The 10731-nt window shown below is 72.0% G+C and carries 7 protein-coding genes; all 7 read right to left on the bottom strand.

What is annotated here, in order from left to right; genetic code table 11:
- Positions 1 to 194: 194 nt before the first annotated feature.
- A complete protein-coding gene (locus ACFU74_RS05365; RefSeq protein WP_380752039.1) occupies positions 195 to 1655 on the bottom strand; it encodes a glutamate synthase subunit beta in 1461 nt (486 codons plus the stop codon).
- Positions 1648 to 6249: a glutamate synthase large subunit gene (gene gltB / locus ACFU74_RS05370; RefSeq protein ID WP_380752158.1), complete on the bottom strand. Its 4602-nt coding sequence runs from the start codon at positions 6247 to 6249 to the stop codon at positions 1648 to 1650. Before gltB ends, ACFU74_RS05365 begins: the two co-directional genes overlap by 8 nt.
- Positions 6250 to 6662: 413 nt before the next feature.
- On the bottom strand, positions 6663 to 7382 hold the full coding sequence (locus tag ACFU74_RS05375; protein WP_380752160.1) for a VIT1/CCC1 transporter family protein: 720 nt from the start codon (positions 7380 to 7382) through the stop codon (positions 6663 to 6665).
- A gap of 170 nt (positions 7383 to 7552) precedes the next feature.
- Complete coding sequence (lgt, locus tag ACFU74_RS05380; RefSeq protein WP_380752042.1) at positions 7553 to 8542, bottom strand: prolipoprotein diacylglyceryl transferase; 990 nt, start codon at positions 8540 to 8542, stop codon at positions 7553 to 7555.
- 195 nt (positions 8543 to 8737) lie between these two features.
- On the bottom strand, positions 8738 to 9601 hold the full coding sequence (locus ACFU74_RS05385; protein WP_380752045.1) for a DsbA family protein: 864 nt from the start codon (positions 9599 to 9601) through the stop codon (positions 8738 to 8740).
- Positions 9602 to 9663: 62 nt separating this feature from the next.
- The gene (locus ACFU74_RS05390; RefSeq protein WP_380752048.1) at positions 9664 to 10125 is read right to left on the bottom strand and encodes a MauE/DoxX family redox-associated membrane protein; all 462 of its coding nucleotides are present in this window, start codon (positions 10123 to 10125) and stop codon (positions 9664 to 9666) included.
- A 119-nt stretch (positions 10126 to 10244) separates the two neighbouring features.
- Positions 10245 to 10532 carry a hypothetical protein gene (locus tag ACFU74_RS05395; RefSeq protein ID WP_380752051.1) on the bottom strand — a complete coding sequence of 96 codons (288 nt, stop codon included), beginning with the start codon at positions 10530 to 10532 and terminating at the stop codon, positions 10245 to 10247.
- Positions 10533 to 10731: the final 199 nt, after the last annotated feature.

Below are 10731 nucleotides of genomic sequence, written 5' to 3' on the forward strand. Positions count from 1 at the left end.
GCCCCTCCCGTCCGCTTCGCGCCGGCGACCGGCCCGCCCGGCGGCCCCGCCCGCCCCCGGAGAACGCGAAAGGCGCCTGCCCCCAAACTGGTCGGGGATGTGGGCAGGCGCCATGGACCGCGGTGGCCCGGCGACGCTGACGGGGTGCGGCTCGGTACGACCCGGCAGTGCGGCGCCGGGCTACCTGGACCGGATCAGACCACCAGGGGGCGGTCCGTCGGCCGGATCGGAGCGGGCAGCGGGGTCTTGCCGCCCAGGTACTTGTCGACCGCCGCGGCGGCCGAGCGGCCCTCCGCGATAGCCCAGACGATCAGGGACTGGCCCCGTCCGGCGTCACCGCAGACGTAGACGCCATCGACGTTGGTGGCGAAGCGGCCGTCCCGGGCCACATTACCGCGTGCGTCGAGGTCCACGCCCAGCTGGTCGACCAGACCGTTCCGCACGTCCGTCCCGGTGAAGCCCATCGCCAGGGTGACCAGCTGCGCCGGGACGGCCCGCTCGGTGCCCGGGACCTGCTCGAAGCGGCCGTCCTTGAACGCCACCTCGACGAGGTGCAGCTCCTGGACGTTGCCCTCCTCGTCGCCGCTGAAGTGGGTCGTGGAGACGGAGTAGACCCGCTCGCCGCCCTCCTCGTGCGCCGAGGTGACCTTGTAGGTCATCGGCATGGTCGGCCACGGCTGGTTGGCCGGCCGGTCCTCGCCGGGCCGCGGCATGATCTCCAGCTGGGTGACGGAGGCCGCCCCCTGCCGGTGCGCGGTGCCGACGCAGTCCGCGCCGGTGTCGCCGCCGCCGATGACCACGACGTGCTTGCCCTTGGCGCTGATCGGCGACTCCACGAAGTCGCCCTCCTGCACCTTGTTGGCCAGCGGCAGGTACTCCATGGCCTGGTGGACGCCCTTGAGCTCGCGCCCGGGCACCGGCAGGTCGCGGGCGGTGGTGGCGCCGGCCGCGACGACCACCGCGTCGAAGCGCTCGCGCAGCTGCTGCCCGGTGATGTCCTCGCCGACGTGCACGCCGGTGCGGAACCGGGTGCCCTCCGCGCGCATCTGCTCGACGCGGCGGTTGATGTGGCGCTTCTCCATCTTGAACTCGGGGATGCCGTACCGCAGCAGGCCGCCGATCCGGTCGGCCCGCTCGTACACCACCACGGTGTGCCCGGCCCGGGTGAGCTGCTGGGCGGCGGCCAGGCCGGCCGGCCCGGAGCCGACCACGGCGACCGTCTTGCCGGACAGCCGCTCCGGCACCTGCGGGGTGACCCCGCCCCGGTCCCAGGCCTTGTCGATGATGGTGACCTCGACGTTCTTGATGGTCACCGCGTCCTGGTTGATGCCGAGCACGCAGGCCGACTCGCAGGGCGCCGGGCAGAGCCGCCCGGTGAACTCCGGGAAGTTGTTGGTCGCGTGCAGCCGCTCGATCGCACCCTTCCAGTCGTCCCGGTAGGCGAGGTCGTTCCACTCGGGGATGAGGTTCCCGAGCGGGCAGCCGTTGTGGCAGAACGGGATGCCGCAGTCCATGCAGCGGCCGGCCTGCTTGGTGATGATCGGCAGCAGGCTGCGCTCGACGTAGACCTCGTTCCAGTCCCGCAGTCGCACGTCCACCGGACGCCGCTCGGCCAGCTGCTTGGGCGTGGTCAGGAAGCCCTTGGGGTCAGCCATGTGCCGCCTCCATCATCTTGCGAGTGGTCTCGGCCTCGGAGAGGCCATCGCGCTCAGCGGCGTCCTTGGCGGCGAGCACTGCCTTGTAGTCGGTCGGCATGATCGTGGAGAAGCGGGAGACCCCGCTGCCCCAGTCCGCCAGGAGCTCGGCGGCGACGGTGGAGCCGGTCTCCTCGTAGTGCTGCTGCACGGTCTCGCGCAGCCAGTCGCGGTCGGCGGCGCTGGGGGCCTCGATGCCCACCATGCCGCTGTTGACGTTCGCCGGGCGCAGGTCCAGCACGTAGGCGATGCCGCCGGACATGCCGGCCGCCAGGTTGCGCCCGGTCTCGCCGAGGATGACGACCCGTCCGCCGGTCATGTACTCCAGGCCGTGGTCGCCCACGCCCTCGACGACCAGGGTGGCCCCGGAGTTGCGGACGGCGAACCGCTCGCCGGCCTTGCCGCGCAGGTGGATCCGGCCGCCGGTGGCGCCGTAGCCGATGGTGTTGCCGGCGATGACGTGGTTCTGCGCGTCGTTGCCGATCGCCGCCGCGTCACGGGCCGGGCGGACCACGATGACGCCGCCGGACAGGCCCTTGCCGACGTAGTCGTTGGCGTCGCCCTCCAGGCGCAGCGTGATGCCGCGCGGCACGAAGGCGCCGAAGGACTGGCCGGCCGAGCCGGTGAAGGTGACGTCGATGGTCCCCTCCGGCAGGCCCTCCCCGCGGTACCGCTTGGTCACGTGGTGGCCGAGCATGGTGCCGACGGTCCGGTTGACGTTGCGGATCGGCAGCTGGATGCGGACGGCGTCGCCGCTCTCCAGGGCGTCCTGGGCCAGGTCGATCAGCTGGTTGTCCAGGGCCTTGTCGAGCGCGTGGTCCTGGGTGGTGGTGCGGTGCAGGGCCGCGCCCTCGGGCAGCTCGGGCACGTGGAACAGCGGGGCCAGGTCGAGCCCGGCGGCCTTCCAGTGGTCGACCGCGGCCTCGGCGTCGATGTGCTCGGCGTGGCCGACGGCCTCCTCGATCGAGCGGAAGCCCAGCGAGGCCAGGATCTCCCGGACCTCCTCGGCGATGAACTCGAAGAAGTTGACCACGAACTCCGGCTTGCCGGAGAACCGATCGCGCAGCACCGGGTTCTGGGTGGCGACGCCGACCGGGCAGGTGTCCAGGTGGCAGACGCGCATCATGATGCAGCCGGAGACCACCAGCGGGGCGGTCGCGAAGCCGAACTCCTCGGCGCCCAGCAGGGCGGCGATGACGACGTCGCGGCCGGTCTTCAGCTGGCCGTCGGTCTGCACCACGATCCGGTCGCGCAGGCCGTTGAGCAGCAGGGTCTGCTGGGTCTCGGCGAGGCCGAGCTCCCAGGGGCCGCCCGCGTGCTTGAGCGAGGTGAGCGGCGAGGCGCCGGTGCCGCCGTCGTGGCCGGAGACCAGGACGACGTCCGCGTGCGCCTTGGAGACGCCGGCCGCGACCGTGCCGACGCCGACCTCGGAGACCAGCTTCACGTGGATGCGGGCCTCGGGGTTGGCGTTCTTGAGGTCGTGGATCAGCTGCGCCAGGTCCTCGATCGAGTAGATGTCGTGGTGCGGCGGCGGCGAGATCAGGCCGACACCCGGGGTGGAGTGCCGGGTCTTGGCGACCCACGGGTACACCTTGTGGCCGGGCAGCTGGCCGCCCTCGCCGGGCTTGGCGCCCTGGGCCATCTTGATCTGGATGTCGTCGGCGTTGACCAGGTACTCGGAGGTGACGCCGAACCGGCCGGAGGCGACCTGCTTGATCGCCGAGCGTCGCTCGGGGTCGTACAGGCGGTCCGGGTCCTCGCCGCCCTCACCGGTGTTGGACTTGCCGCCGAGGCGGTTCATCGCGATCGCCAGGGTCTCGTGCGCCTCGCGGGAGATCGAGCCGTAGGACATGGCGCCGGTGGAGAACCGCTTGACGATCTCGGAGACCGGCTCGACCTCCTCGACCGGCACCGGGGTGCGGCCGAGCGCGTCGAGCCTGAACATGCCGCGCAGCGTCATCAGCCGCTCGGACTGCTCGTTCACCCGGTCGGTGTACTGCTTGAAGATGTCGTAGCGGCGGTTGCGGGTGGAGTGCTGGAGCCGGAAGACGGTGTCCGGGTCGAACAGGTGCGGCTCGCCCTCGCGGCGCCACTGGTACTCGCCGCCGATCTCCAGCGCGCGGTGCGCGGCGGGGATGCCGGAGGCCGGGTAGGCCTTGGCGTGCCGGGCGGCGGTCTCCTTGGCGATCTCGTCCAGGCCGATGCCGCCGAGCTTGGTGGTGGTACCGGCGAAGTAGGCGTCCACCAGTTCCCGGGAGAGGCCGATCGCCTCGAAGACCTGGGCGCCGCGGTAGGAGGCGACGGTGGAGATGCCCATCTTGGACATCACCTTGAGCACGCCCTTGCCGAGCGCCTTGATCAGGTTCTTGATCGCCTTCTCGGGCTCGATCCCGGTCAGGAAGGTGCCCTGGGCGACCAGGTCCTCGACCGACTCCATCGCCAGGTACGGGTTGACCGCGCCGGCGCCGAAGCCGATCAGCAGCGCGACGTGGTGCACCTCGCGCACGTCGCCCGCCTCGACCAGCAGCGACACCCGGGTGCGCTGCTTGGTGCGGATCAGGTGGTGGTGGATCGCCGAGGTGAGCAGCAGCGAGGGGATCGGGGCGTGCTCGGCGTCCGAGTGCCGGTCGGAGAGCACGATGATCCGGGCGCCGTCGGCGATCGCCGCATCGGCCTCGGCGGCGATCGCGGCGAGCCGGGCGGCCAGGGCCTCGCCGCCGCCGGCGACCTTGTACAGGCCGGACAGCGTGACGGCCTTGAGGCCGGGCTGGTCGCCGTCCGCGTTGATGTGGACCAGCTTGGCCAGCTCGTCGTTGTCGATCACCGGGAAGGTGATGCCGACGGAGCGGCAGGCGGCGGCCTCGGCGGCCAGCAGGTTGCCCTCGGGGCCGAGGTTGGACAGCAGCGAGGTGACCAGTTCCTCGCGGATGGCGTCCAGCGGCGGGTTGGTGACCTGCGCGAAGAGCTGCACGAAGTAGTCGAACAGCAGGCGCGGCTTCTCGCTCAGCGCGGCGATCGGCGAGTCGGTGCCCATCGAGCCGAGCGCCTCGGCGCCGGTCCTGGCCATCGGCGCCAGGACGACCCGCAGCTCCTCCTCGGTGTAGCCGAAGGTCTGCTGGCGGCGGGTGACCGAGGCGTGGGTGTGCGCGATGTGCTCGCGCTCGGGGAGCTTGGCGAGCTGGATCTGGCCGCCCTCGACCCACTCCTCGTAGGGGTGCTCGGCGGCCAGCGCCGACTTGATCTCCTCGTCCTCGACGATGCGGTGCTCGGCGGTGTCCACGAGGAACATCCGGCCGGGCTGCAGCCGGCCCTTCTTGACCACCCGGGTCTGCTCGATGTCGAGCACGCCGACCTCGGAGGAGAGGACGACCAGGCCGTCCTCGGTGATCCAGTAGCGGGCGGGGCGCAGGCCGTTGCGGTCCAGCACGGCGCCGATCTGGATGCCGTCGGTGAAGGTGACGCAGGCCGGGCCGTCCCAGGGCTCCATCAGGTTGGAGTGGTACCGGTAGAAGGCGCGGCGGGCCGGGTCCATGGTGGCGTGGTTCTCCCACGCCTCCGGGATCATCATCAGCACGGCGTGCGGCAGCGTGCGGCCGCCGAGGTGGAGCAGCTCCAGGACCTCGTCGAAGGACGCCGAGTCGGAGTGGTCCGGGGTGCAGACCGGGAAGATCCGGCTCAGACCCTGCCCGTTCTTGTTGGCGGGGATGAGGTCGGTGGCGAGCTGGGACTCCCGGGCGGTCATCCAGTTCCGGTTGCCCTTGACCGTGTTGATCTCGCCGTTGTGCGCGACGAACCGGTACGGGTGGGCGAGCGGCCAGCTCGGGAAGGTGTTGGTGGAGAACCGGGAGTGCACCAGGCCGAGCGCGGAGGCGTAGAGCCGGTCCGACAGGTCGGGGAAGAAGGGCTCCAGCTGGCCGGTGGTCAGCATGCCCTTGTAGACGATGGTGCGCGCGGACAGCGACGGGAAGTAGACCCCGGCCTCGCGCTCGGAGCGCTTGCGGACCACGAAGGCGATCCGGTCCAGCTCGATGCCGGCCTTGCCCTCGCCGGCCAGGAAGAGCTGGCGGAAGCGCGGCATCACACCGCGCGCGGTGGCGCCCAGCAGGTCGGGGCTGACCGGGACGTCGCGCCAGCCGAGGACGGTCAGGTCCTCCTCGGCCGCGATCGCCTCGATCCGGGCGACGGCGGCGGCGTCCGCGTCGTCGGCGTCGGGCAGGAAGGCGATGCCGACGGCGTAGGCGCCGGCCTCGGGGAGGTCGAAGGACACCTTGGTGCGCAGGAAGGCGTCCGGGATCTGGGTGAGGATTCCCGCGCCGTCGCCGGAGTCCGGCTCGGCGCCGGTGGCGCCGCGGTGCTCCAGGTTGCGCAGGACGGTCAGCGCCTGCTCGACGACGGTGTGGTCGGCGATGCCGGTCAGCGTGGCGACGAATCCGACGCCGCAGGCGTCGTGCTCGTTTCGCGGGTCGTACAGGCCCTGAGCAGCAGGTCGCGCATCCGGAACGAGCGCGTACGGCGGGCGCGCGGCGCCGGCCTGGGGCTCGTTGGCGGAGTGCATGGATGCAGACAGCATCGGCTCTCCCGTCGTCGTCTTTCGAAACTGGTGCAGTAGGGACGACGTTGGCCCTGATGCGATTGAGGCACGCACGTTACATGATGCCGAAGGTCCCGGGAAGCGGAAATTTCCGTCCACATCGCGGACTGATCCGCAGGTCACCGGGCGGTGAGGGGACGTGCCACACCGCACGTCCCGACGATTGTGCCCGGCGCCCCGGGGCCTGAAACAGGGGCGAAATCCCGCACCCAGGGAAGTTGATCAAAGCGCCCTGGGATTCCATCCCGGAAATCGATCCGCGGATGCGATTCCTCGGTCAATGGGCCCGCATCGCGAGACAAGGCCAGGCTTGATCGGCTCACCATGTGTGCAACCTCACCCGTTCAGGCGCATAACAATGCAACGGCACAGCCGCGTCAGACCTGCCCGCCGATCAGCGTGCCCAGCAGATAGGTCACCCCGGCCGCGACGCCGCCCAGCAGCAGCTGGCGCACCCCGCTGTACCACCAGCTGCGCGCCGTCACCCGGGCCACCACCGCGCCGCAGGTGAACAGTCCGACCGCCGCGACCAGCAGCGCCGGCACCAGCGAGGTGGCTCCCAGCAGGTACGGCAGCAGCGGCAGCAGCGCGCCCACCGCGAAGCAGACGAACGAGGAGGCGGCCGCCACCCAGGGCGAGGGGAGGTCGTTGGGGTCGACGCCCAGCTCCTCCCGGGCGTGGATCTCCAGCGTCTGCTCCGGGTCGGCGGACAGCTGCCGCGCCACCTCGTGGGCGAGCTCGGGATCCACCCCGCGCTCGACGTACAGCTGGGTCAGCTCGGCCAGCTCGCCGTGCGGGTTGCGGCGCAGCTCCAGCCGCTCGACCTCGATCTCGGCCTGCACCAGCTCCCGCTGGGAGGCCACCGAGGTGTACTCCCCCGCCGCCATCGAGCAGGCGCCGGCCGCCAGCCCGGCCAGGCCGGTGAGCACCACGGTGCTGTTGGAGACGGCGCCGCCGACGACACCGGTCATCAGCGCGAAGTTGGAGACCAGGCCGTCCATCGCGCCGAACACCGCCGGGCGCAGCCAGCCGCCGTTGACGTCCCGGTGGTGTCCTGCGGCGGGTATCCGGGGGTGGTGCCCGGTCTCGTGTTCCAGGGCGGTCGCAGTCACGGCCTTACCCCTCCGTCCATTGGTCCGATCGCCTTACTTATCGACCGTAGCCCTGTTGAGCTGCGCATTTCCAGCAAAGTAAGGCTGTCCGAACATGGCTCCGGCCGCCCTGCGCACGAGGTGCGGAGGGCGGCCGGGAGCGGGGTCGGCGCAGGTCAGGCGGGGTGCTTGGCGTCCTTCTCCAGCCTGTCGAGCCTGCCGTCCCCGGGCAGCTCGTCCTTCGGCCCGTCGTCCTTCGACCCGTCCTTCGACCGCTCGCCCTTCGACAGGTCGTCCTGCTGCCCGTCGGCCGGCGCCGCGGCGTCCGCCTCGGCGCGCGCCATCGGGTCGATGGACGCCGGGTCCTCCCGCCCGGGCCGCTTCTTCCCGACGATCACGAAGTACGCGATCGCGGCGAGGAAGACGACGATCGCCACCCAGTCGTTCAGCCGCAGGCCGAAGAACTCGTGCGCCTCGTCGATCCGCAGCCACTCGGTCCAGAACCGGCCCGCCGTGTACCCGGCCACGTACAGCGCGAAGGCCCGCCCGTGGCCCAGGGTGAACCGCTTGTCCGCCCAGATCACCAGCGCGGCGACGCCCACGCACCAGAGCGACTCGTAGAGGAAGGTCGGGTGGTGGATCGTGGTGACCACCTCGCCGCCGGGCAGCGTCCTGGTGATCTCCAGGCCCCACGGCAGGGTGGTCTCCCGCCCGTACAGCTCCTGGTTGAACCAGTTGCCCCAGCGGCCGAGCGCCTGGGCGAGCGCGATGCCCGGGGCGATCGCGTCGGCGTAGGCGGGCAGCGGGACGCCGCGCCGGCGGGCGCCGATCCAGGCGCCGACCGCGCCCAGCGCGATCGCACCCCAGATGCCGAGGCCGCCCTCCCAGATCTTCAGGGCGTTCCAGGGGTTCTTCCCCTCGCCGAAGTACAGCTGGTGGTCGGTGATCACGTGGTACAGCCGGCCGCCGACCAGGCCGAACGGCACGGCCCAGACGGCGATGTCGCCGACGGTGTGCCGCCCGCCTCCCCGGGCGACCCAGCGCTTGCTGCCGAGCCAGACGGCCACGACGACACCGAGGATGATGCAGAAGGCGTAGGCGCGCAGCGGGACCGGTCCGAGGTACAGGACCCCCCGCGACGGGCTGGGAATGTAGGCGATATCCATGGCAGCTCCGACGCTACAGGGTCGGCGGCCCGTCGAGGGCACCCCGGCGGGTCACAGTCGGGCACAGATCGGCGCCGGCCCGGAGCACGGCCCGCCGCCCCCCCCACCCGCCGGGGGGGGGGGGGGGGGCCCCCCCCCCCCGACCCGTCGGGACGGGGAGGGGGCGGCGGCCACCCCGCAGCGTACGCGCCCGGTTCACCCCGCCTTGGGCGAGGGGTTGTTGGGCTCCGAGGCGGTGCTGGTGGGCGCCGGGGACTGGCCGTGGGTGCCCGGGGTGCCCAGCTGCTTGCCCTGGTTGGCGGCGTCCACCCACTTCACCAGGTTGGCCGGGGTGATCTCCTCGTTGTTGAACTTCGGGTAGATCGGCTGGCCGTTGAGCAGCACCGTCGGGGTGGACTTGAAGTTGGACTTGTCGAAGTCCTGCTGCACCGCCGAGACCCAGCCGCTGAACTCCAGGTCGTTGACGCAGGCCTCGAAGGAGGGCGTGACCAGGCCGTCGACCTGCCTGGCGAGGTTGATCAGGACCGCCTTGTCCCCGAAGGCGTCGTTGGTCTCGTCCGGCTGGTTGCGGTAGAGCACGTCGTGGTAGTCGCGGAAGTGCCCGGCGTCCTGGGCGCAGCCGAGCGCGTTGGCGGCGTACTTGGAGCCCTTGCCCGGCACGGCCCGGTCGATGAACGAGACGATGTGGTAGTTGGTGAAGATCCTGCCCTGGTCCTCCAGCTGGCTGATGGTGGGCGAGAACTCCCGCTCGAAGACGCCGCAGGCGGGGCAGCGCGGGTCCTCGTAGACGGTGAGGACGGAGGGCGCGTTGTCCGAGCCGACCGGGACGATCAGGTTCTTGTCGCCGATCGTGCCGGCCGGGGCGGCGGTGGGGGTCTCCGGCTGGGAGCGCTGGTCCTGCACCACCACGCCGGTGACCACGGCGGCGGCGATCACCGCGAGCGCCACGCCGCCGATGACCAGCTTCTTCTTCCGCCGGCCGCGGGCCTCTTCCTCAACGCGTTCCGCCAGCATCCGCTCACGGGCGGTGCGCTTGCCTTCTCGGTTCTTCTCGCTCATCAGCCTTGGAGTTCCAGGTTCGGGGGTGGGGGTGCGGCGGTGGGACCGGCGGGCGGGGCGGCTCAGAGCGCCAGCCGGCCGTCCACCGAGAACTTCGTGCGGGGCCACCGGAGCAGCCAGCCGGCCAGCAGCAGGAACCCGGTGTCGCGCAGGATCTCCTGGAGGTACTCGGTCTGCGAGGCGTCGACCGTCCCGCCGCCGCCGAAGCACCCGCAGTCGATCGAGATGCCGCGCGCCCAGGCGGAGGCGATCCCGCCGATGAAGGCGAGCAGCAGGACCGCCGAGATGCCCGCGGCCACCCGCGTGCCCAGGCCGATCAGCAGCAGCAGCGCCAGGGCCAGTTCCAGGAAGGGCAGCCCGTGGCCCACCGGCTTGACCAGGGACTCGGGCAGGATCTCGTACGCGCGCACCGCCTGGGCCGCCTCCGCCGGGTCGGCGACCTTCGCCAGCCCGGCCCAGCCCCAGACCACGGCCAGGCCCAGCCGGGCGGCCGTGCCGATCCACTCCGTCGCCGGCCCGGCCATCCGGACAACCCCCTCGGGAAACACCGTCACGCCCCTATGAACGCTCCCGGGGGCGCCGGGTTCCTCCGGTTTTTGGAGTTAAGCCGAAAGAGTGAGGGTTAATCGGATCCGAGGTGATTTCACCCCAACGGGTGATCCGGATCGCAGCCGTACGGCCACCCCAGGTCGTACCGGTCGAGGTCGTAACGGCCGGCGAGGGCCGCCCGCACCCGTGCGTCCGGGCCGGCCCCGCGCGCCGCCGCCCCCGTCCGGAGCGCCTCCGCGCACACGGTCGCGTCCCGCTCGGCACGCTCCACCCCCCGCCTGGCCAGCGCCGGGCCGACCGCGCTCTGCGCCCCGAGCGCGGCTCCGAGCGCCAGCGCGGCCGCGGCCGCCCGCAGCAGCACGGCTCGCTGAAGACCGGGCATCGGCCGACCCCTTCCGCTCGCTCGCCCCCGGGCACGTGGTGCGTGCACTCGTCCCTCCACTCAACGCCGCCCAACCGCGGGCTGGTGCGCGTGCCCGCCTCTGTTCACCCGTTCGGGTCGTCGGGCCGGCCCGACGGCCCCGGGGAACGGCGACCGCCCCCCCACCCCCGCGGGGGGCCCGGCCCGCGGGGCCCCCGGG

This window comes from Kitasatospora sp. NPDC057500 (genome assembly GCF_042802195.1).
GTDB lineage: Bacteria > Actinomycetota > Actinomycetes > Streptomycetales > Streptomycetaceae > Kitasatospora.

Bases quoted from the DNA above. Each gene is read 5' to 3' on its own strand.
- ACFU74_RS05365 (WP_380752039.1), bottom strand. From the start codon at position 1,655: ATGGCTGACCCCAAGGGCTTCCTGACCACGCCCAAGCAGCTGGCCGAG.
- gltB (WP_380752158.1), bottom strand. From the start codon at position 6,249: ATGCACTCCGCCAACGAGCCCCAGGCCGGCGCCGCGCGCCCGCCGTAC.
- lgt (WP_380752042.1), bottom strand. From the start codon at position 8,542: ATGGATATCGCCTACATTCCCAGCCCGTCGCGGGGGGTCCTGTACCTC.
- ACFU74_RS05385 (WP_380752045.1), bottom strand. From the start codon at position 9,601: ATGAGCGAGAAGAACCGAGAAGGCAAGCGCACCGCCCGTGAGCGGATG.
- ACFU74_RS05390 (WP_380752048.1), bottom strand. From the start codon at position 10,125: ATGGCCGGGCCGGCGACGGAGTGGATCGGCACGGCCGCCCGGCTGGGC.
- ACFU74_RS05395 (WP_380752051.1), bottom strand. From the start codon at position 10,532: ATGCCCGGTCTTCAGCGAGCCGTGCTGCTGCGGGCGGCCGCGGCCGCG.